The 20,049-nt window shown below is 54.4% G+C and carries 23 protein-coding genes; 19 read left to right on the forward strand and 4 right to left on the reverse strand.

All coding sequences use genetic code 11. From position 1 onward, the window contains the following. Positions 1-129 precede the first annotated feature (129 nt). The 13 genes from hemH (at position 130) to rloA3 (ending at position 11,722) form a co-directional block, all read left to right on the forward strand. Positions 130-1,209, forward strand: coding sequence for a ferrochelatase (hemH, locus tag HVA01_RS15975; protein ID WP_146876402.1), 1,080 nt, complete (start codon positions 130-132; stop codon positions 1,207-1,209). A gap of 219 nt (positions 1,210-1,428) precedes the next feature. After that, positions 1,429-3,798 (forward strand): putative monovalent cation/H+ antiporter subunit A, encoded by a 2,370-nt coding sequence (locus tag HVA01_RS15980; protein ID WP_146876403.1) that lies wholly within the window; start codon positions 1,429-1,431, stop codon positions 3,796-3,798. Beyond that, the gene (locus tag HVA01_RS15985) at positions 3,791-4,222 is read left to right on the forward strand and encodes a Na+/H+ antiporter subunit B (RefSeq protein ID WP_146876404.1); all 432 of its coding nucleotides are present in this window, start codon (positions 3,791-3,793) and stop codon (positions 4,220-4,222) included. The genes HVA01_RS15980 and HVA01_RS15985 overlap by 8 nt, the downstream gene beginning before the upstream one ends. A gap of 18 nt (positions 4,223-4,240) precedes the next feature. Continuing rightward, positions 4,241-4,588 (forward strand): Na+/H+ antiporter subunit C, encoded by a 348-nt coding sequence (locus tag HVA01_RS15990; RefSeq protein ID WP_146876405.1) that lies wholly within the window; start codon positions 4,241-4,243, stop codon positions 4,586-4,588. Then, a complete protein-coding gene (locus HVA01_RS15995) occupies positions 4,585-6,180 on the forward strand; it encodes a Na+/H+ antiporter subunit D (protein ID WP_146876406.1) in 1,596 nt (531 codons plus the stop codon). Before HVA01_RS15990 ends, HVA01_RS15995 begins: the two co-directional genes overlap by 4 nt. Next, positions 6,177-6,650: a Na+/H+ antiporter subunit E gene (locus HVA01_RS16000; protein ID WP_146876407.1), complete on the forward strand. Its 474-nt coding sequence runs from the start codon at positions 6,177-6,179 to the stop codon at positions 6,648-6,650. Before HVA01_RS15995 ends, HVA01_RS16000 begins: the two co-directional genes overlap by 4 nt. Then, positions 6,650-6,919: an MrpF/PhaF family protein gene (locus HVA01_RS16005; protein ID WP_146876408.1), complete on the forward strand. Its 270-nt coding sequence runs from the start codon at positions 6,650-6,652 to the stop codon at positions 6,917-6,919. The genes HVA01_RS16000 and HVA01_RS16005 overlap by 1 nt, the downstream gene beginning before the upstream one ends. Further along, positions 6,912-7,316 carry a monovalent cation/H(+) antiporter subunit G gene (gene mnhG, locus HVA01_RS16010; RefSeq protein ID WP_146876409.1) on the forward strand — a complete coding sequence of 135 codons (405 nt, stop codon included), beginning with the start codon at positions 6,912-6,914 and terminating at the stop codon, positions 7,314-7,316. Before HVA01_RS16005 ends, mnhG begins: the two co-directional genes overlap by 8 nt. A gap of 270 nt (positions 7,317-7,586) precedes the next feature. Then, a complete protein-coding gene (locus HVA01_RS16015) occupies positions 7,587-7,721 on the forward strand; it encodes a DUF2256 domain-containing protein (RefSeq protein WP_170243533.1) in 135 nt (44 codons plus the stop codon). A 55-nt stretch (positions 7,722-7,776) separates the two neighbouring features. Beyond that, entirely contained in the window at positions 7,777-9,195 is a 1,419-nt protein-coding gene (locus HVA01_RS16020) for a DASH family cryptochrome (protein ID WP_146876411.1), read from the forward strand. A gap of 54 nt (positions 9,196-9,249) precedes the next feature. After that, positions 9,250-9,696 carry a DUF3429 domain-containing protein gene (locus HVA01_RS16025; RefSeq protein ID WP_146876412.1) on the forward strand — a complete coding sequence of 149 codons (447 nt, stop codon included), beginning with the start codon at positions 9,250-9,252 and terminating at the stop codon, positions 9,694-9,696. A gap of 188 nt (positions 9,697-9,884) precedes the next feature. Beyond that, on the forward strand, positions 9,885-11,126 hold the full coding sequence (locus tag HVA01_RS16030; RefSeq protein WP_246129685.1) for a lytic murein transglycosylase: 1,242 nt from the start codon (positions 9,885-9,887) through the stop codon (positions 11,124-11,126). A gap of 41 nt (positions 11,127-11,167) precedes the next feature. Further along, positions 11,168-11,722, forward strand: coding sequence for a retropepsin-like aspartic peptidase RloA3 (gene rloA3, locus HVA01_RS16035; protein WP_146876414.1), 555 nt, complete (start codon positions 11,168-11,170; stop codon positions 11,720-11,722). 318 nt (positions 11,723-12,040) lie between these two features. Here the strand turns inward: rloA3 and HVA01_RS16040 are convergent, their stop codons facing one another. Continuing rightward, positions 12,041-12,754 (reverse strand): 16S rRNA (uracil(1498)-N(3))-methyltransferase, encoded by a 714-nt coding sequence (locus HVA01_RS16040; RefSeq protein ID WP_146876415.1) that lies wholly within the window; start codon positions 12,752-12,754, stop codon positions 12,041-12,043. A gap of 135 nt (positions 12,755-12,889) precedes the next feature. Here HVA01_RS16040 and phaR point away from each other — a divergent pair, with 135 nt between their 5' ends. The 6 genes from phaR to coq7 all read left to right on the forward strand — a co-directional run bounded on the left by phaR (position 12,890) and on the right by coq7 (position 17,277). Beyond that, the gene (gene phaR / locus HVA01_RS16045) at positions 12,890-13,426 is read left to right on the forward strand and encodes a polyhydroxyalkanoate synthesis repressor PhaR (RefSeq protein ID WP_146876416.1); all 537 of its coding nucleotides are present in this window, start codon (positions 12,890-12,892) and stop codon (positions 13,424-13,426) included. Positions 13,427-13,493: 67 nt separating this feature from the next. Continuing rightward, the gene (purD, locus tag HVA01_RS16050) at positions 13,494-14,780 is read left to right on the forward strand and encodes a phosphoribosylamine--glycine ligase (protein ID WP_146876417.1); all 1,287 of its coding nucleotides are present in this window, start codon (positions 13,494-13,496) and stop codon (positions 14,778-14,780) included. Between the two features lie 51 nt (positions 14,781-14,831). After that, a complete protein-coding gene (locus HVA01_RS16055) occupies positions 14,832-15,272 on the forward strand; it encodes an acyl-CoA thioesterase (RefSeq protein ID WP_146876418.1) in 441 nt (146 codons plus the stop codon). Continuing rightward, complete coding sequence (locus HVA01_RS16060; RefSeq protein ID WP_146876419.1) at positions 15,272-16,144, forward strand: phosphoribulokinase; 873 nt, start codon at positions 15,272-15,274, stop codon at positions 16,142-16,144. The genes HVA01_RS16055 and HVA01_RS16060 overlap by 1 nt, the downstream gene beginning before the upstream one ends. A gap of 98 nt (positions 16,145-16,242) precedes the next feature. Continuing rightward, positions 16,243-16,584, forward strand: coding sequence for a histidine triad nucleotide-binding protein (locus HVA01_RS16065; protein WP_146876420.1), 342 nt, complete (start codon positions 16,243-16,245; stop codon positions 16,582-16,584). Positions 16,585-16,635: 51 nt separating this feature from the next. Then, a complete protein-coding gene (coq7, locus tag HVA01_RS16070; RefSeq protein ID WP_146876421.1) occupies positions 16,636-17,277 on the forward strand; it encodes a 2-polyprenyl-3-methyl-6-methoxy-1,4-benzoquinone monooxygenase in 642 nt (213 codons plus the stop codon). Between the two features lie 113 nt (positions 17,278-17,390). Here the strand turns inward: coq7 and ettA are convergent, their stop codons facing one another. The 3 genes from ettA to HVA01_RS16085 all read right to left on the reverse strand — a co-directional run bounded on the left by ettA (position 17,391) and on the right by HVA01_RS16085 (position 20,028). Then, a complete protein-coding gene (gene ettA / locus HVA01_RS16075) occupies positions 17,391-19,052 on the reverse strand; it encodes an energy-dependent translational throttle protein EttA (RefSeq protein ID WP_146876422.1) in 1,662 nt (553 codons plus the stop codon). A 144-nt stretch (positions 19,053-19,196) separates the two neighbouring features. Then, complete coding sequence (locus HVA01_RS16080) at positions 19,197-19,409, reverse strand: PA3496 family putative envelope integrity protein (RefSeq protein WP_146876423.1); 213 nt, start codon at positions 19,407-19,409, stop codon at positions 19,197-19,199. A gap of 184 nt (positions 19,410-19,593) precedes the next feature. Further along, entirely contained in the window at positions 19,594-20,028 is a 435-nt protein-coding gene (locus HVA01_RS16085) for a PAS domain S-box protein (protein WP_146876424.1), read from the reverse strand. Between the last annotated feature and the right edge of the window lie 21 nt (positions 20,029-20,049).

Raw genomic sequence — 20,049 nt, forward strand, 5'->3', positions numbered from 1 at the left:
CGACCTTTGGCTAAAAAGTGGTAAGATTTATTCAGTTATTTACGTTTTGAGTGGCTGAAATCTGTGTGATTGATGTGCTGAGTAACTGGATTTCCGAGCAGCTTAGGATTTTTATCAGGAGCAAGAGTAATGACCGAGAATGTCGTCAAGGATCAGCCGGGCGCAGGACGCTTGGCGCATGCACCCAGCGATCATCCGCCGGTGCCACGCGCTAAAGTAGGCGTTGTGCTAGCTAATTTGGGTACCCCGGATGCTACCGACTATTGGTCAATGCGGCGTTACTTAAGCGAATTTCTGTCGGATAAGCGGGTAGTCGACTATGCCGGTTGGAAGTGGCAGCCACTGCTACAGCTGATTATCTTGACCAAGCGGCCGTTCTCATCGGGCAAAGCGTACCGCAGCATTTGGAATAACGAGAAAAACGAAAGCCCGCTATTGACGACCACCCGCGCTCAGACTGAAAAAATGACCGCGCGGCTAAAAGCGCTTTACGGTGATGATGTTGAAGTTGATTTCTGTATGCGCTATGGCAACCCATCGACGAAAAGCGTGCTGACGCGCTTGAAGGCGAAGGGCTGCGAGCGAATCGTGTTTTTTCCGCTGTATCCGCAATACGGTTCGCCGACCACCGCGACGGCGAACGACGAAGCCTTTCGCACCTTGATGAAAATGAAATGGCAGCCCTATATCCGTACGGTGCCGGCTTATTTTGAGCACCCTGCTTACATTCAGGCGCTGGCCAATTCGGTGCAAGAGGCTTACGACGGCCTGTCGACACGGCCCTCCAAGCTGGTCGCTAGTTACCATGGCGTGCCCGAGCGCTATTTGCTTGAAGGCGACCCTTACCACTGCCAATGCCAGAAAACCACGCGATTACTGCGTGAGAAATTGGGCTTTAGCAAAGAAGAAGTGGATACCGCGTTTCAATCGCAGTTCGGCCCTGAGAAGTGGGTGGGCCCGCAAACGGTCAAACACGTCGCTGAGCTGGCTGAGCAGGGGCACAAGCATATCGCGATTATGTCGCCCGCTTTCTCATCCGACTGCGTGGAAACCCTGGAAGAAATCGAAGAGGAAATTCACGATAGCTTTATGGAAGCAGGGGGGGAAACGTTTAGCTATATCCCTTGCCTGAACGATCGTGATGACCACATTGAGGCATTGCTTGCGGTTATTAATAACGAATTAGCCGGGTGGCTAACAACGCCTTAATTTTTAATCCCCCCTGATAGCAGCCACAACGCGATGTTAATCGCTTGTGGCTGCTTGCGTTTAAGCGTTTGACTGGTCAGGCAAAACCGCCTGTTATAAGGTGTAAAGCAAGAAAATCACTACTCTTCAACGCTGGGATGCCAGTGGCAAGGCATGATGCCAATGGCCTTCGCCTTTGATTTAAAGGCACTGTCTTTCGTTTTTAGGAGATTTCGCCAGATGCAACTTGCCGTGTTAATGGGTTTTTTGCTGGCGGCGTCGTCGCCGTTGCTGCACCGTTGGTTCGGCCAGCGCACGAGCCTTGTTCTGGCGCTATTTCCAGCGGGATTGGCGGCGTGGTTGGCACTTCAGGCCCCTGAAGTCATCGAAAACGGCAGCCTGCTGTTAGCGTGGCAGTGGGTGCCCTCGCTGGGTATCAGTCTTACCTTTCTGTTGGATGGTTTATCGCTGCTCTTCGGGCTGTTGATTACCGTCATTGGCGCCTGCGTGCTGGTTTATGCCGGTGGTTATCTGAAAGATCATCCCGATCTTGCCCGCTTTCATATTGCCTTAGTCGCTTTTATGGTCTCGATGCTGGGGCTGGTATTAGCTGATGGGCTGTTTACGCTGTTTATTTTTTGGGAACTGACCAGCATTACCTCCTATCTGCTGATCGGTTTTAATCATAGCGATATTGAGGCGCGCAAGTCAGCGCGGCAGGGCTTATTTGTAACTGTCGCCGGTGGGTTAGCGTTAATGGCGGGACTGGTGCTATTGGGGATTGCTAGCGGCAGCTGGTCGCTGGCTGAAATTCTGAGCGCCGACGCGGATCTACGCGAACACGCGCTCTACACGCCAATGCTTATTTGTTTGCTATTAGCGGCATTTACCAAATCGGCACAGTTCCCGTTTCATTTTTGGTTGCCCAATGCCATGGCGGCGCCCACGCCGGTCTCCGCCTACCTGCACTCTGCCACCATGGTAAAGGCGGGCATTTACCTACTCGCACGCCTGCACCCGGAGCTTGGCGGCACTGCCTTGTGGGTGGGCATTCTTTCCGTGGTCGGTGCGACCACGATGCTGGTCGGGGCTTTTTTAGCGATTCATCATACCAATATCAAAAAGCTGCTCGCCTATTCGACCATTATGACGCTGGGCACGCTGACCATGCTATTGGGCATCGGTAGCGAGTACGCGATGACCGCCTTTGTTACTTTTCTTTTGGCGCACTCGCTATATAAAGGGGCGCTGTTTATGGTGGCTGGGATACTGGATCACGAAACCGGTACCAAAGATGTCACCCAAATGGGCGGGCTAAGACCGGTAATGCCTATCACCGCGACCATCGCTTTGGTTGCGGCACTCTCGTTTGCCGGGGTCCCGCCGCTACTCGGTTTTATCGGTAAAGAGCTGATGCTCGAATCGGTACTAGGCGCTGATCGCTTCCAGATGCTACTGGTGCTGTTTGCCTTTGTCGCCGCTATCTTGACCATTGCGGTCGCCTTTATTGTGGCGCTACGGCCCTTTTATGGTAAGCGCTATCAAACACCGCTTGAGCCTCATGAAGCACCGCTAAGCATGTTAGTGGGCCCGGCGCTGCTCGCCTTGGGGTCGCTCTTGCTAGGCCTAGTGCCTGCCATGCTGGGAGGCGATGCCCTATTAACGTCAGCCGCGACCGCCGTTGCGGGCCACACTACTGAAGTGACGCTGTCACTGTGGTACGGCGTCAACATCGCGCTGATCATGTCGATGGTGAGTCTTGGCTTGGGCTTTTGGCTGTTTAAACGCTGGGATAGCGTCCGCGGCAGGCTGTCTATTTTAAACCCGGTCATGCGTCGTGGCCCCGAGGCGGGCTATGAAAGCATGATGAATGGCATTGTGCATTTATCCGAGTGGCAGACGCGCTTATTGCAAAATGGCTATATGCGTAACTACATCCTGGTGATGTTAATTACCCTTATCGCGCTAATTGGTAATTCAATTCTACTGCGCCACTCGCCGCAATTTGCCTTTGATCTGGATGTCCGCTTCCATGAGGCGGCGGTAGTCGGCTGCATGGCAATGGGGGCGCTGTTTGCGACTATCTCTCGGTCCCGGCTCGGCGCCGTTGTGTCCGTCGGCGTCATGGGCTTCTCCATCGCGCTGATCTTTATTCTCTTTAGTGCGCCAGACCTGGCGATTACCCAACTGCTGGTAGAAACCTTGACGGTGATTTTACTGGTGCTGGTACTGTTCCGCCTGCCGCGCTTTTCTAACCTCTCGACCAGTTTTGAGCGCATACGTGACGGCATCGTGGCCGCCACGATGGGGATTTTAATTTGTATGTTGATCATGACATCGTGGAGTATTCAGCAGTTTGAACCGATCTCGACCTATATGATTGAGAACAGTGTACCGTTGGCTCACGGGCTCAATATCGTCAATGTCATCTTGGTGGACTATCGTGCCCTGGATACGTTGGGGGAGATGTTTGTGCTGGCGCTTGCCGCGATCGGCGTCATCGCCATGCTAAAGCTACGCCATGGAGAAGGGCTCCCTAGCGAGAACGGCGATGGCAAAAATGGCGAGAAACGCAACGCTGCTATTACCAAGGAGCCTTACGATGGTTAAGTCAGGCACGATTATTCTTAATACTGCTGCTCGCTTACTCATGCCTCTGCAACTGCTGTTTTCAGTTTTTTTGCTGCTAAGGGGACACGACGAGCCGGGCGGCGGCTTTATCGCTGGCCTGGTGGCCGCGGGGGCGTTTACGCTTTATCTGTTTGCCTTTGGGGTCAGCGCTACCAAAGAGGTGCTGCGCATGGTCGACCCTCGCGACTTGATTGGGGTTGGTTTACTGCTGGGAATGATCTCGGTATTGCCCGCATGGTTTATGGGCCAACCGTTTTTGACCGCTCAGTGGTGGACGATTCCAATCATCGACTTTAAAGCCTCCACACCGCTGATTTTTGATGTTGGGGTGTATTTTGCGGTGCTGGGTTCCGTCACTGGCATGGTGATGTCGTTAATGGAGGTCGACAAGGATGAACCTTGAGTTACCAGGAGGCCCCACATGGAACCGTTAATGGCGCTAGCGATCGGCCTACTCTACGCGACGGCTATTTTCATGATGCTGCGTCGCTCTATCGTCAAGCTAGTGATTGGTTTGATGCTGCTGTCTAACGCCGCCAATTTACTGATTTTTACCACCGCCGGTATGACACGCGGGGCGCCGCCGTTGATCCCGGAGGGCATGACCCAGCCCTTAGGCGAGGTCGCCGATCCCTTGCCGCAAGCGGTGGTACTGACCGCTATCGTGATTGCCTTTGGGGTGCTCGCGTTCGCGGTGGTGTTGATTCGCCGCGCCTATGAAGTCGTCAAGGCCGATGATCTCGATAAGATGAAGGATACCGATACGTGAGGCCTGAAGTCGCTCTTCCCGTCCTCTTGCCATTGCTCTCAGGGGCTATCTCGTTGCTGTTCTGGCGCTCGCGTGCCATGCAGCGCTTTCTGGTAGTGGCAGGCACTATCGCGCTGTTTATTGTCAGCCTGTGGCTGTTTATATCAACGTTGTCGGAAGGCTACGTCACCATGCAAATGGGCAGTTGGCCAGCGCCCTTCGGGATTACTTTGATTGCCGACTTGCTAAGTGCCGTGATGGTGCTGATGACCGCCATTATCGGCCTAGCCATGGGTATTTACTCGCTGGCGACAACGGGCCGTGGCCATGAGAAGTTTGGTTATTACCCATTGATGCACTTGCTGCTCGCCGGGGTAATGGGGGCATTTTTAACCGGCGATATTTTCAACCTTTATGTATGGTTTGAGGTGATGCTGGTAGCCTCCTTTGCGCTGCTGATTCTGGGGGGCGAGCGTGCCCAGATGGAAGGGGCAATCAAATACGTCACCTTGAACCTGCTGGCCTCGGTTATTTTTCTGACGGCGGTGGGGTTGCTCTACGGCATGGTGGGCACGCTCAATATGGCCGATATCGCGCTGCGGATGGAAGCAGCGGAGCATACGGGCATGGTCGAAGTGCTGGCGATCATGTTTATGGTCGCGTTTGGTATCAAGGCGGCGGCTTTTCCGCTGTTCTTCTGGCTGCCGGCCTCTTATCACACCCCGCCGGTGGCTGTTTCGGCGTTGTTTGCAGGGCTGCTGACCAAGGTGGGCGTTTATGCGCTGTTCCGTGTTTTTACGTTGATGTTTGATCAGACCATGGGCTATCTGCAGGATATTATGCTTTGGGGAGCTGCCTTGACCATGGTCACAGGGGTGCTTGGTGCGGCCGCCCAGTACGAATTCAGGCGTATTTTGTCGTTCCACATCGTCAGCCAAATTGGCTATATGATACTAGGCTTAGCGCTGTATACCCCCTTGGCGATTGCCGGCGGTGTGTTTGCCATCGTGCATAACATGGTGGTGAAGACCAACCTGTTCTTAATTAGCGGTATTACCCACCGTTTGCAGGGCACTTACCAGCTTAAAAAGATGGGCGGACTGTACCGAGAGCGTCCCTGGTTAGCGGTTGGCTTCTTTTTTTCGGCCTTCTCTTTGGCGGGAGTTCCTCCGCTGTCCGGCTTTTTTGCCAAGTTGGTTATTGTGCGGGCGGGCCTGGAGGCCGAAGCCTATGTCGTTACCGGAATAGCGCTAGCCGTGGGGTTTATGACCCTCTACTCCATGGTGAAAATCTGGAATGAGGTGTTTTGGAAGTCGTTACCCGAAGATAACCACGTGCCTGAAACCGCCACGCCGAGCGGTGATGATGGTCGCCTGATCAGGCCCAGCCTGTGGATGATGTATTTGCCGGTTATGTTGCTAGCCATGGGGTCGCTGCTGATTGGGGTCTTTGCAGAACCCATGATGTGGGTAATGACGACCATTAGTGACCAGCTTCTTTCGCCAGCGGGCTACATTGAAGCGGTGCTGGGTGCGTCGGCCAGTATTGAAGGCGCCTTGCTTGAACCATTGCCGACAGGGGCTGAAGAAGCCGTTAGGGAGAAAACACCATGACGGGAGCCATTTGGAACCTACTGTTAGGGCTGGCGTGGGTATTGTTAAGCGGTGACTTCAGCGGCCTGAATCTTCTGGTCGGAATGGTATTTGGCTATATCACACTGATATTGATTGAACCCCAGCTCGATGCCTTGAAAGGCTATCCGGCTCGCGTGCCGCGTTTTATAGGCTTTATTGCCTTTTTTCTTAAAGAGTTGATTCAAGCCAACTTGCGCGTCGCTTTCGATATTATTACGCCGCCTTGGCACATGAAGCCGGGGGTGATTGCGATGCCACTGTCGGCGCGCACGGAAATGGAAATCACCATGGTGGCCAATATGATTTCGTTGACCCCCGGCACGCTAAGCCTGGATGTGTCTGATGACCGTAAGGTGCTGTATATCCATGCGATGTTTTTAGATAACGAAGAAGAGCTACGGCGCAATTTAAAAGAGATGGAGCACCGGGCCTTGGAGCTGTTTCGCTAATGGATACCGTTATACTGATTGGCCAAGTGATTATGAGCGTGGCGTTGATACTCGCTTTTGTGCGTGTCGTTCGCGGCCCTAGCTTGCCTGATCGCGTAGTGGCGTTAGAGCTTTTTTCTACCACCGTGGTCGGGCTGGTCGGGGTGTATGCGATTAAGACAGGCGTTGCCAGTTTTTTAGACGCTGCCATCGTGATTGCGTTGATGGGCTTTTTGGCGGCCATTGGCTTTGCCCGCTTTTTGGAACGAGGAGGCCCGCGGGATGATTGATTTTATAAAGGGCACGTTAATTATTAGTGGCGCGCTGTTTATGCTGCTCGCATCGGTTGGCTTGCTGCGTTTGCCCGATCTGCTAACCCGCATGCACGCCACCACCAAAGCCGCGACCTTGGGGGTTATTTTAGTGATGCTGGCAGCGGCCATGCATTTCGCTGAAGTAGGCATCGTGGCCCGTTCGTTTGCCATCATTGTGTTTATCCTGATGACGGCCCCCGTGGCGGCCCATGTGATGGGAAGAGCGGGCTACTTTGTCGGCTCTAAGCTATGGAGCGGTACCGTCAAAGACGAGTTGCGCCCTAATTACGACCCCTTAACCCATGAACTGAAAAGTGGCTTGGAAACCCAGCAAAACGCCAAGCGACAACCTCGCGAGACTGACCCGGATTAAATTGAACTGCACGATCCAGTGACAATACCCAGCCAGTCATATCGCCTAGCCGGCGGTACCGCCTGATGGTAAAAACACTTAGTTAACCAGCGGGTAACCGCAATTGAGCCACCTCAGGGTGGCTTTTTTGCGTCTGTTGATAGGAAGTCGGTAGACGATGGCGTTTATTTTAACGCAGGCAATATATGTACAATAAAATAATGTACAATAATTGTACTGTATAAGACAATGTGTCCACATTTTAGTCTCTCCCGCATACACGCTGTGACGATGCATCGAAAACAAAACCTGCCGCAAAAAATATGTGCTCAATGCCAGCGCCCATTTACTTGGCGGAAAAAATGGGCGCGCTGCTGGGACGAGGTGCGCTACTGCAGCGAGCGCTGCCGACGTCATGCCAAGTAGCTAAAGCGCTTGGCATCAAATTCTGGGCATCAAAGCACTCCTAGGAGGCACGAGCATGAACAGCACCATTGATATTGTCTGGCTGCAAGACGACCTGCGTATAGCTGATAACCCCCTGTTCCACTCTAGTTCTCCTCCCAGCTACATGCTGTGCCTTTACGTGTTGGATACGCAGTGGTGCGCGCCGTTAATAGAGGGCGAGGCAGCGTCGCGTATAGGCCCTGCGCGGTTACGTTTTCTGTGGCAAAGCCTGATGGAATTGCGTGGCGAGCTGCTAAAGCGCGGCAGTGATCTGCTGGTGCGCATTGGTAGCCCCAGCGACGTGGTGATTGAATTGGCGACATCGCTTAAGGCGCGCCAAGTGCGCGTTGCCGAACACGCCGGGGTTGAGGAAGCAGAGCATATTCAAGCGGTGGCAGATGGGCTGCCTAGCCACACGACGCTCCATTGTTTAGAGAGCGGGCGCTTATTTGACCGTCAAGCGCTGCCTTTTGAGCCCGAGGCGCTACCGGAGAGTTTTTCGGCATTTAGACGCTGTGTAGAAAAAGCATGCACTATCCTCCCTAGCCGACCTGCGCCAGTAACGCTGCCACCTTGGCCTGAAGCGCCGCGCGGTTTTCCACCGCTCAAATCCATATGTGAACAAAGCGCTGCGTGGCAGCCCGACACCCGCCAAGGCTATGCTTATATGGGCGGTGAGTCAGCGGCACACGCGCGGCTGCATGATTATTTATGGCGTCAAAATGGCGCTGAAACCTACAAGAAAACCCGCAACGGTCTGCTGGGGGCTAATTTTTCAACGCGGGTTTCAGCCTGGCTGGCGCGTGGTTGCCTCTCTGCCCGCCAAGTTAATGACGCCGTCAAGGCATGGGAGGCTGAGCATGGCAGCAGCGAGTCAAGTTACTGGATTACCTTTGAGCTACTTTGGCGGGAATACTATATACATGCCGCTCAGCTAGAAGGCGCGAACATGTTTGGCGCGCGCCAGCTGCCCAAGCCAAACGACGCCTTTAACGCATGGCGCAACGCTGAAACCGGCCTGCCGTTTGTGGATGCGGCCATGCTGGAACTAAGCCAAACCGGCTGGATATCCAATCGCGCCCGGCAGAACGTGGCGAGCTTTTTAGTCAAAGACTTACAGGTGGATTGGCGCCTGGGGGCTTTATGGTTTGAACATTGTTTAATTGATTATGACGTTGCCAGTAACTGGGGCAATTGGCGCTACATTGCGGGGGTTGGGCGAGACCCGCGTCAAGACCGTTACTTTAACGTGCTCAAGCAGGCGGGCCACTATGACCCTAAAGGGCTCTATGTCGCTCACTGGTTGCCTCCACTTGAGCAGCTGCCCTATGGTTTGGAGCGTCACCAGCCGTGGCGCGCAGCTCCCACTGTCTTTACAGCGCCCTACGTCGAGCCCGAGCAGTGGCAGCGATGGTTGATTGCCAGTACCGAGTTTCGAGCGATCAACGAATAGCCCGAAACTCGCGGGGTGAACAATGCGTGAGCTCGCTTTAGGGAAGGAGGCGTTATGACGTTGTTGAACAGTGATCGCCGGGTTGCCTGGCTACTTGGGATTGCTGGCCTACTGCCTTTTATTGGCGCCAGTGTGCTGGCATGGTGGGCGCCCGCTGTCTGGCAGGTAACGGCGATTTACGGGTTCACTTACTACAGTGCGGTTATTTTGTCATTCTTGGGTGGGGTGCACTGGGGGAGTGCTCTTCAAGTGCCCCGGCCTGGCAACACACGGCGCTTGCTGTTAGCCATGGTACCGAGTTTAATTGCCTGGCCTGCGCTACTGTTTGACATTGTGACAGGGTTATGGGTGCTGTTGGCTGGGTTTATGCTGATCGGAGGGTATGACCTTAGCCGTGAAGGCCGAGAAGGTTTTCCTAGCTGGTATTTCAAACTGCGGGGGTTGCTTAGCGTGGTGGTGGTGCTGTTGCACTGCGTCGTTTTGCTTCGCTTAAGCGGGTAAGGCTGGTATCCGTCGCGTTTCTGAGCCATCATCGGGTTCATGCCAAGGATTGCCGAGAGATTGATGTTATGTTATTGAAAATTAATGGGTCTTTGAAAGTTAATGGGTCTTTAAAAACAAATAGCTCTTTGAAAGCGAATCGCTCTGTGCAAACGAATAAAGCTTTGCGCATTAATCGATCAGTCGCTGTGCGACCGCTTCTGTCGCTTATAGCTTTAGTGGCAGCGGGGGCGATCGCGCTGAACGCTGAAAGAGTACAGGCAAGCCAGCAGCTGATGACCGAAGTGGATGCGCGTACCGCCACACAAGTGAGCTACGCTAACTTTCAGCAATGGCTTGATGAGTTCCGTCGCTATGCCGCGAGCCAGGGAATTAGCGAAGCAACCCTCAGTGAAGCCTTTGATGGCCTACGCTACCGTGAGCGCGTGATTGAACTCGATAGTTACCAGCCTGAGTTTGTCCGGCCTATTTGGGAGTACCTGGATACCGCCGTTTCCTCCACGCGTATCAATAATGGCCGAGAAAAGTTAGCTGAACATCTCGATACAGCGCTGGAGATGGAACAGCGCTTTGGCGTGCCCGCCGAAATTATTGTCGCCATCTGGGGAATCGAGAGCAACTACGGCAGTAATTTTGGTGACTTTTCGACCTTGGAGTCCCTGGCCACGCTGGCTTACGATGGTCGTCGTCGCGATTTCGCCCGCGGTGAACTGCTCGCAGCGCTGCGTATTATTGACAAAGGCGACATTGACGCCGAGCAAATGAAAGGCTCTTGGGCCGGCGCGATGGGGCATACCCAATTTATCCCTAGCAGCTTTGAAGCCTACGCGGTGGACGGCGATGGCGATGGCCGCCGTGATATTTGGGGGAGTATCCCCGATGTAATGGCATCGACGGCTAACTATCTTGACCAAGCCGGTTGGCAAACGGGTCAACCCTGGGGCGCAGAGGTACGCCTGCCCGAAGGCTTCGATTACGCCCAAACCGAGCGGCGTAGCAGTGCCGAGTGGCGCCGCCAGGGTGTCCAGGCGCTAGCGGGCGAGCTACCTGATTTTGATAGCGCGGCACTGGTTATCCCCGCGGGGGCTGACGGCCCCGCTTTTCTGGTAGGGGCCAATTTTCGCGCGATTCTACGTTACAACAACGCCACCAGCTACGCGCTGGCAGTGGCTAAGCTGGGCGATGCGATCGCCGGGCGCGAAGGCATCCAGCGCGGCTGGCCCCGGGAACAAGCGCCACTAACACGCGATGATGTCCAGGAACTCCAACGGGGGCTTAATCGTGCCGGTTACGCTGTGGGCGGCGCTGATGGCGTGATGGGCCCCAACACACGCCAAGGTGTGCGCAACTTCCAGCGCGATTTAGACCTAATACCCGATGGGTTTGCGACCCAGGAACTGCTTGAACAGTTGCGTCAGCGTTTCGACTAACCAGCGTTCAGTGTCTGTTTTGAATTGCCAAGGATGATGTGATGCAGTTGATGGGAAAACTATTTTTTAACGCGATGCTATTAGGTGTCTTGCTGTCTCCTTTCACGGCAACTGCGGATGATAAGCAGGTATTTGGATGGGTGGAAAAAGCCACCCTGCAACCCTGGGGTATCGAGGTGAAAGCCAAACTCGATAGCGGTGCCTTAACCTCTTCGTTGGATGCCCGTCATATTGAGATGTTCGAGAAGGGTGATGAAGAGTGGGTTCGTTTTCGTTTAAAGCTTGAAGACCAGGCGAGTGGCGAGGACTTCAGTGACCAAATTGAGCGCCCGCTGTATCGCGAGCTAGCTGTGCGGGGTGCAGGCGGCCGTGACGAGCGCCCCGTGGTGCTGCTGGAAGTCTGCATGGGGGGCACTATTTATGAAGAGCAGTTCAGCCTGCGCGATCGCGAAGAGATGAATTACCCGCTGCTGCTGGGCCGTCGTACCATTAGCCACCTTGGCTTGCTGGATGTGCGTGAAACCTTCCTGCAAGAACCCGACTGCGGAGACGATGCAGAACTAGTACCCCATGACTCGGAAGATGAGCAGTCCTGATTTGGCTATTCGTCACCTAATGTGGATTTAAGATTGGTTGGCTATTTTGTATTTCACGGTTCAGATCGCAACCACTAAGCCAGCTATCTGTTGTGGGAGGCCGCTTCAGCGTGGTCCGACACTTCGGTGGTCCGACACTTCGGCGAAGGGTGCCGCACAGGCACCCCTTTGGTTTCATCATGCTAATAGCCCAAACATTCGCGAGCTGAAGCTCCCTCCCACGGGAGCTACCCTCATGCTGGCAGAGTTAATTCCACACTGAGCGACGAAAAGCCCCTGATTTACGCAAAATCAGCTTATTAATACTTATATGGACATTTAGAACAGCCGTGACAGTAGGGCGGTCACGGCTGTTTCAACGCGTAGAATACGCAAGCCGAGATGCATTCCCTCGCAGCCTGCTGTCAACAGTTGCTCTACTTCCCAGTCAATAAACCCACCTTCGGGCCCTACCAAAAGTAAGGTGGGCGTTTTGATATCCCTCGGGCAGGCATTGGGCATGCCGGGATGGGCCACCAGCCCGCGGCGGTCATTCAGTAAGTGAGGTAGTTGCTGCTCCAGAAAAGGGCGAAAGCCTTTACTTAGGGTGACGTTAGGCAACTGGGTATCGCGCGCCTGTTCTAATCCCAAAACTAAGTGCTGGTGAATTTTATCGGCGCGCAACTCTGGCGATTGCCAATAGCTCTTCTCAACTCGTTTAGTATGCAGCAGCGTTATTTCCTTTACCCCCAGGGCAGTGACATGCTCCAGAGTGCGGGCCAACATCCGCGGGCGGGGCAACGCCAACACGAGGTGCACGGGCAGTGGCGGCGGGGGAGGCTGGTCAAGGGTGTCCAGCTTGAATAAAGCGCGCTCAGCGGAGAGCTCTGTTAATAGTGCTTTCCCCATCGGGCCGCCTTGAATGCCGACCGTCAGTAAGTCCCCGGGGGTGGCGCGGTGAACCTCGCGGAGATGTGCCAAGCGGCGCGGGTCGGTGACACAGACGTGGCCATCGTCGGTGAGGTCGTGGGGGCTGAGCAAAATCAAATTCATAATGAGGGTCTATTGGTGACAAAATAAAGGTGCGTCGGCTAGCTAATATACGCAGGTGGCTTGCATGGGCGCGTGGTGCAGGCACAATACCAGTATCGGGGGCAAAAGCCCCTATCGCGTTTAAGGAGATACGCTGTGCGCGTGATTCGTAAATATGCTAACCGCAGGCTGTATGACACACAGCAAAGCCGTTATGTAACCTTGGAAGACCTGCGTTGTTTGATCATTGCAGAAGAGCCGTTTCGGGTTGAAGATGCCAAAAGTGGCGAAGACTTGACGCGCACTATTTTGCTTTCGATCATCATCGAGCAAGAGCAGGCCGACAGCGAAGCCGAAGTGTTCTCTAACGACCTGCTGGCGCAGCTGATTCGTGTCTATGACATGACCTCGCCGCTGCCGCTGTCGCGCTATCTTGAGCAGGGTACTAAGCTGATGTTGGAGCAGCAGAAACGCCTGCAAAGCCAGTGGAAGCAGGCGATACGCAACACGCCGCTGGAGTTTATGCGTGAGCTGACCGAAGAAAATATGCGGTTCTGGCAAAACACCCTGAATCAGTCCGCGCAAAGTGATGAGTCGAGCGATGCCGATCAGCAAGACGTCGATAGCCACGCTGATAATGAAAGCGCTGACGAAACCGCTACGAAACCTAATAAACAGGACAAAACCTCCTAACGCCACTCGGTGCTGCGCTGTGGCATAATGCCGCCTATAAACGCTCTCCCGTTTGAGAAGGAAGAAAATGAAGGTTTTAATGATAGGCGGCGGCGGTCGTGAACATGCCCTGGCTTGGAAATTGGCTCAATCAAACCAGGTTGAGCAAGTCTTTGTTGCCCCCGGTAACGCCGGTACCGCAACGGAAGCCAAGCTAACCAACGTAGCGATTGCCGCAACGGATCTAGACGGTTTGGTGGCGTTTGCCCGTGATGAGCAGGTTGGTTTGACCGTAGTGGGGCCGGAAGCGCCCTTGGTAGAAGGCGTCGTTGACCGTTTTCAAGCGGCTGGCCTAAGCATCTTTGGTCCGACTCAAGCGGCGGCTCAACTTGAGGGCTCTAAGTCTTTCACTAAAGATTTTCTGGCCCGCCATGATATCCCCTCGGCTGACTATCAAACGTTTACCGAGGTAGACCCTGCGCTTGCCTACCTGAGCAAAATGGGCGCGCCGATTGTTATCAAGGCCGATGGCCTTGCGGCGGGCAAAGGCGTCATTGTGGCGTTTAGCGAAGTCGAAGCCGAAGCCGCTATTCGTGACATGCTGGAAGCCAACGCGTTTGGCGGCGCGGGTGCGCGCGTGGTGATTGAAGAGTTTTTGCAAGGCGAAGAGGCGAGCTTTATTGTCATGGTCGATGGTGACAACGTTGTGCCCATGGCCACCAGCCAAGACCATAAACGCGCTTACGATGGCGATACGGGCCCTAATACCGGTGGTATGGGGGCCTACTCCCCGGCCCCGGTGGTCACGCCCGAGGTTGATGCGCGCATTATGCAGCAGGTCATTTTACCCACCGTGCGGGGGATGGCTGCAGAGGGCAATGCTTATACAGGCTTTTTGTACGCAGGTTTGATGATCGATGCGGCGGGTAACCCCAAGGTGATTGAGTACAACTGCCGCTTTGGCGATCCGGAAACTCAGCCGATTATGCTGCGCTTAAGCTCTGACTTGGCTGAACTCTGTTTAGCCGGTGCCGAGGGCAGGCTGGCAGGACACCGCTGTGAATGGGATTCGCGCGCGGCGGTGGGTGTCGTGATGGCCGCAGGTGGTTACCCTGGTGACTATCGCAAGGGGGATGTGATTCACGGCTTGACGGCGGCGGAGCAAGCGGGCTGCAAAGTCTTTCATGCGGGCACCGCCCAGAATGCCGAAGGCGACATTACCACTGCCGGTGGTCGCGTACTCTGCGTTACGGCGCTAGGCACCACGGTTTCAGCGGCGCAGCGGCAAGCCTATCAAGGCGTTAAGGCCATTCAGTGGCAAGGTGTCGAGTATCGGCGCGATATCGCTTTCCGAGCGATTGCGCGCGAAGGCTGAGTACGCGCATCCTCATTTAACATCGACGCCAACACCGACGAGGAAGCAGGCATGGAACGGGTCAAGCTGGATTTTCCCGCTGAAGCGATCATTCATCGTCATCCGTTGACGGTACGCGTCACCGATATGAATTACGGTCGGCACTTGGGCCATGATGCGCTGGTATCGCTGCTACACGAAGCGCGTATACAGGCATTCGCGGCGCTCGACCTGCCTGAATGGGACATGCATGGCTATCCCAGCGTGGTGGCCGACTTAGCGGTGCAGTATTTAAACGAAGCGCGCTGGCCCGAGGCGTTGGTCATAGAAACAGCGGTGCCTGCGCCGCAGGGCAAGGCCTTGACCATTTACCAGCGTATTTACAAAAGTGAATCGCAGCAGTGGGTGGCGACGGCACGCGTCAATCAACTGTTGATCGACCTTGCCACCGGGCGGCCTGTTGACGTGCCGGAACGGGTTAAACAAGTGCTTGCCGAAGCGAGGAGTGACTGATGTCGCGGGAATACCCGATAATTGCCGTCACTGGTTCATCCGGCGCTGGAACCACGACCGTGCGGCGCAGTTTTGAGCGCATGTTCTTACGCGAAGACGTGCACGCGGCGGTGGTCGATGGCGATGCGTTTCACCGCTATACCCGTGATGACCTGCACCGTATCTTCCGTGAAGAGCCAGAGCGCAAAAACGAGCTCTCCCACTTTGCCGTCGAGGCCAATTTGCTGGATCGGCTAGAAGGCCTGTTCAGTGAGTATGGCGAGCATGGCTCTGGCACCTTTCGGCACTATATTCACGCCGAAGATAAGCAGAAAATTGAAGCTGGCTGTCGGGTCGGCACGTTTACCGAGTGGCAGTCGCTCCCCTGCGGTACTGATTTGCTCTTTTACGAAGGCTTGCACGGCGGGCTGGTGACCGAAGAGTATGATATTGCCCGGCATGTGGACCTGCTGGTGGGGGTAGCGCCCACCATGAACCTTGAGTGGATTCAAAAGATTGACCGTGACACTAAGCTGCGCGGCTATTCCCAGGAAGCGGTGATTGACACCATCCTGGGCCGTATGGATGACTACGTGCGCTATATTCAGCCGCAGTTTTCGCGTACGCATATCAATTTTCAGCGTGTACCCACCGTGGATACCTCCAACCCTTTTGAAGTGCAGGATATCCCCACTGACGCCGAGTCATTTGTGGTTATCCGCTTTAGGGACCCCTCCACCGTGGACTTTCCCTGGCTGCTGGCGATGATTAAAGATTCGTTTATGACCCGTCCGCATACCCTGGTGGTTCCCGGTGCGCGTATGTCACTGGCGATGGAGCTGATTCTGGCCCCCTTGGTTAGGCACTTATTATCCCAGCGGCGCTTTCGCTAAAGGGTCGCGAGCTAACGCTTGCTTCCACCGCTGGCATTCTCAGGCTGATAGAGATAGCGCCACCCTTGCGCGATAAGGCACCAATAAAGGAGAGCTATATGGATTGTCTGTTTTGCAAAATCATCAAGCGCGAAATTCCCGCTGATATCGTCTATGAAGATGACCACGTGCTGGCGTTTAATGACGTCAATCCCAAGGCGCCCGTGCATCAGCTGGTTATTCCTAAAAAGCATATCGCCACGCTCAATGATATTGAGGAAACCGATCTTGCCTTGGTGGGGCGGCTTCAATTAACCGCCGCCAAACTTGCCCATGAGCAGGGCTTTGCCGAAGACGGCTACCGAGTGGTGATGAACTGCAACGAAATGGGCGGGCAAACGGTCTATCATATCCATATGCATTTGATGGGCGGGCGTGCATTCACTTGGCCTGCCGGTTAAAGCCATCAAGCGATATCACACCGCGAGGACCGCGAGAGAGGAAACGCTGCCATGGATCGTCAACACAGCTGTTCAGACCGCATGATTCATCAGTTTGATACCATTTTACGTACGCTTGTCCCCCATGCGGCGTCTGCTCAGCGTAGCAATCCCGCCGAAAAAGTCGCCGATGGGCCGTTAGACGGCCAAGAACGTCGGCTTTCATCGGGCGCAATGCGGATTAGCCACACCGGCGAAGTGTGCGTTCAAGCGCTGTATCAGGGCCAGAGTGTCACGGGCTCGCATGGCCAAGCCGGCAAGCAAATGGCGCAGTCGGCGCTCGAGAAGATCGATCATCTAGCATGGTGCGACGAGCGTCTGGCGCAGTTGCAAAGCCGCACTAGCTACTTAAATCCGCTGTTTTATGTTGCTTCGTTTGGCATTGGCGCGGCGACGGGCGCGGTAAGCGATCGCATCAGTTTGGGGGCTATTGCAGCCACCCAAGAGGAGGTAGGCAAACAGCTGGAAACGCAGCAAACAGCATTACCGGCTGGCGATCACCGCTCCCGCGCCATACTACGGAAAATCGCCGTGGATGATGCCCATCATGCTCAGCTTGCTCTAGAAGCCGGTGGCATACGTTTTCCTACACCGGTGAAGTGGGGAATGCGCCTTGCTGCAAAAGTAATGTCCAAAAGTGTCTATAACCTTTAAAACTAAGCCAGCTTTGAAGCTAAGGGCACGCGTTGGCAGCGATCAGTGAGTGAATCCTGGAACCAAAAGGCCCCGCACAGCGGGGCCTTTGACAGTGGAAACGTTGCCTGCTGTTAGGCGTCAATCCGCCTGTACTTCATGCGCTTAGGTGTGTCGTTACCGACCCGCTTTTTATGATCCTCTTCATACTCTGTATAGTTGCCTTCAAATAAGACCACTTCAGAATTGCCCTCAAAGGCCATAATATGCGTGGCGATACGGTCAAGGAACCAGCGGTCGTGAGAAATCACCATGGCGCAACCTGGGAAGGCCAACAGTGCGTCTTCCAGCGCCCGTAGGGTTTCGATGTCCAGGTCGTTTGACGGCTCATCGAGCAGCAATACGTTAGCGCCTTGCTTGAGCGTTTGGGCGAGCTGCAAGCGGCCACGCTCACCGCCGGAAAGCTCCGATAAGCGCTTCTGCTGGTCGTTGCCCTTGAAGTTGAAGCGACCCACATAGGCGCGAGAAGAGGCTTCATAACCGTTAATGTTGAGAATATCCTGCCCGTCAGAAACGGCTTCCCAAACGGTTTGCTTATCGTCTAACGCGTCGCGGAGCTGTTCAACGTAGGCGATATCGACCGTTTCGCCGACCACGACTTCACCAGCGTCCGGCTGTTCTTTACCGGTTATCAATTTAAACAGGGTCGATTTGCCGGCGCCGTTACCGCCGATAATCCCGACAATTGCCCCCGGGGGAATCGTAAAAGACAGGTCTTGATAAAGCAGTTTGTCATCGAAGCGCTTGGCCACATTATGAAATTCGATGACTTTGTCCCCCAGGCGTGGTCCCGGCGGAATGTAAATTTCATTGGTTTCGTTGCGCTTTTGGAAATCGCCTGACTGCATTTCTTCAAAGCGGTTAAGGCGGGCTTTGCTTTTAGCCTGGCGACCTTTAGCGTTACTACGCACCCACTCAAGCTCTTGCCTGATCGCTTTCTGACGCGAGGCTTCTTGCTTGGACTCCTGGTTCAGGCGCTGTTCTTTCTGTTCTAGCCACTGGGAGTAGTTACCCTCAAACGGAATGCCTTGGCCGCGGTCCAGCTCAAGAATCCAGCCTGCTACGTTATCTAGGAAGTAACGATCGTGAGTAATCGCCACCACCGTGCCGCTGTAATCGTGTAAGAAGCGTTCGAGCCAAGCCACTGACTCGGCGTCAAGGTGGTTGGTGGGCTCATCGAGCAGCAGCATGTCGGGGCTAGAAAGCAGCAGGCGACAAAGCGCTACGCGGCGCCGTTCACCACCTGAAAGATTGCCCACTTTGGCATCCCAGGGAGGCAGGCGTAGCGCCTCGGCGGCGACTTCAAGCTTACGCTCAAGGTTATGAGCGTCCGCTGCTTCAATAATATTTTCAAGCCGCGCCTGCTCGCTGGCCAACGCATCAAAGTCGGCGTCGGGCTCAGCGTATGCGGCATAGACGCCATCCAGCTTCTCTTGCGCTTCTTTGATTGCCCCTAGCGCCTCTTCAACAGTGTCGCGGACGTTTTTTTCGTCATCTAGCTGCGGTTCTTGGGGAAGGTAGCCAATATTGATGCCGGGCATCGCACGAGCCTCACCTTCAAACTCTTTATCGACACCGGCCATAATGCGCAGCAGTGTGGATTTACCCGAGCCGTTAAGCCCGAGCACGCCAATTTTGGCGCCTGGGAAAAACGACAGCGAAATATCTTTGAGAATTTGCTTTTTGGGCGGCACTACTTTGCCAACCCGGTTCATGGTGAAAACGTATTGCGCCATGGAAATCCGTTAGGTTGATGGAAAAAACATGCTATTGGCTAGGCTCAGATGATAGTGGTCTGCGCCAGGAAAGGCCAGACAGCAAGGTGTCGACGTTAACCAAGCCTTCTCAGAGGCTGAGAAGGCCGAGCGAAAGGCTGGCGCTTATTCTTCTTCGTCCCAGTCATCCTTAATCACACGCTGCAAACGGCGCTCTTCAAGCCAAGCTTCTACTTGACGCCGTGCGCGCAGGCTGTCCGCCTTACTGGGTTTGCTTTTAGCGTAGGCGTCGTCATTAACGGCGTCCAGGCTTTCAAACTCGTCAGCGTCGAGTGTATCGGTAGTATAAGTTTCACGACTTAAGGGGTCACGGCTCATGGTATGCCCTCCAACCCAGCCGGCGTACCGGCATCTTAACGGCTTTACTTGTTTACTCAATCGGCCTACAAATTCAGTCTACAAGGTAAAGCGCCTGGCGCAGTTTAAACGCCTTGCCGCTGTATACCGCCCGTTGGGATGAAGTTCAAGCCCTGGTCACCTTTTTTTGTGAGAAAGTCAATGTTCAGCTGTTTTTTTGCTGCTTTTGCAATTCCGCCAGTGCCAGCTGCGCCTCTACTCGTTCGGTGACGTCTTTTTGTACCCCGATGTAATACATCAGCTTATCGGCTTCGTCATAGACCGGCGTAATGGACAGTTCATTCCAGAACATGGTGCCGTCTTTGCGATAGTTGCGCAGTACTTCACGCGACGGTCGGCCGTCTTTAAGTGCCACTCTAATGGCGTCTAGGCCATCCTGGTCGCGGTCTTCATTCTGTAAAAAGCGACAATCGCGGTACAGAATTTCGTCCGCACTGTAGCCCGTTAAGCGTTCAAAGCCTTTATTGACGTAGATGAGGATATTTTCATCCCCTTCTTGTTCGGCAACGACAATGCCGTCTTCCGATGCGTCAACAATGCGTTCGAGCAGCTCAGGGCTGATCAAAGGAGATCGTTTCATCAATGGGTTCCTGTTGCAGCT

Source organism: Halovibrio variabilis (assembly GCF_007991175.1).
GTDB lineage: Bacteria > Pseudomonadota > Gammaproteobacteria > Pseudomonadales > Halomonadaceae > Vreelandella > Vreelandella variabilis.

Excerpts from the sequence above, each read along its gene's own strand:
- hemH (WP_146876402.1), top strand. The coding sequence starts at position 130 with ATGACCGAGAATGTCGTCAAGGATCAGCCGGGCGCAGGACGCTTGGCG.
- HVA01_RS15980 (WP_146876403.1), top strand. The coding sequence starts at position 1,429 with ATGCAACTTGCCGTGTTAATGGGTTTTTTGCTGGCGGCGTCGTCGCCG.
- HVA01_RS15985 (WP_146876404.1), top strand. The coding sequence starts at position 3,791 with ATGGTTAAGTCAGGCACGATTATTCTTAATACTGCTGCTCGCTTACTC.
- HVA01_RS15990 (WP_146876405.1), top strand. The coding sequence starts at position 4,241 with ATGGAACCGTTAATGGCGCTAGCGATCGGCCTACTCTACGCGACGGCT.
- HVA01_RS16000 (WP_146876407.1), top strand. The coding sequence starts at position 6,177 with ATGACGGGAGCCATTTGGAACCTACTGTTAGGGCTGGCGTGGGTATTG.
- HVA01_RS16005 (WP_146876408.1), top strand. The coding sequence starts at position 6,650 with ATGGATACCGTTATACTGATTGGCCAAGTGATTATGAGCGTGGCGTTG.
- mnhG (WP_146876409.1), top strand. The coding sequence starts at position 6,912 with ATGATTGATTTTATAAAGGGCACGTTAATTATTAGTGGCGCGCTGTTT.
- HVA01_RS16015 (WP_170243533.1), top strand. The coding sequence starts at position 7,587 with ATGCATCGAAAACAAAACCTGCCGCAAAAAATATGTGCTCAATGCCAG.
- HVA01_RS16020 (WP_146876411.1), top strand. The coding sequence starts at position 7,777 with ATGAACAGCACCATTGATATTGTCTGGCTGCAAGACGACCTGCGTATA.
- HVA01_RS16025 (WP_146876412.1), top strand. The coding sequence starts at position 9,250 with ATGACGTTGTTGAACAGTGATCGCCGGGTTGCCTGGCTACTTGGGATT.
- rloA3 (WP_146876414.1), top strand. The coding sequence starts at position 11,168 with ATGCAGTTGATGGGAAAACTATTTTTTAACGCGATGCTATTAGGTGTC.
- HVA01_RS16040 (WP_146876415.1), bottom strand. The coding sequence starts at position 12,754 with ATGAATTTGATTTTGCTCAGCCCCCACGACCTCACCGACGATGGCCAC.
- purD (WP_146876417.1), top strand. The coding sequence starts at position 13,494 with ATGAAGGTTTTAATGATAGGCGGCGGCGGTCGTGAACATGCCCTGGCT.
- HVA01_RS16055 (WP_146876418.1), top strand. The coding sequence starts at position 14,832 with ATGGAACGGGTCAAGCTGGATTTTCCCGCTGAAGCGATCATTCATCGT.
- HVA01_RS16060 (WP_146876419.1), top strand. The coding sequence starts at position 15,272 with ATGTCGCGGGAATACCCGATAATTGCCGTCACTGGTTCATCCGGCGCT.
- HVA01_RS16065 (WP_146876420.1), top strand. The coding sequence starts at position 16,243 with ATGGATTGTCTGTTTTGCAAAATCATCAAGCGCGAAATTCCCGCTGAT.
- coq7 (WP_146876421.1), top strand. The coding sequence starts at position 16,636 with ATGGATCGTCAACACAGCTGTTCAGACCGCATGATTCATCAGTTTGAT.
- ettA (WP_146876422.1), bottom strand. The coding sequence starts at position 19,052 with ATGGCGCAATACGTTTTCACCATGAACCGGGTTGGCAAAGTAGTGCCG.
- HVA01_RS16080 (WP_146876423.1), bottom strand. The coding sequence starts at position 19,409 with ATGAGCCGTGACCCCTTAAGTCGTGAAACTTATACTACCGATACACTC.
- HVA01_RS16085 (WP_146876424.1), bottom strand. The coding sequence starts at position 20,028 with ATGAAACGATCTCCTTTGATCAGCCCTGAGCTGCTCGAACGCATTGTT.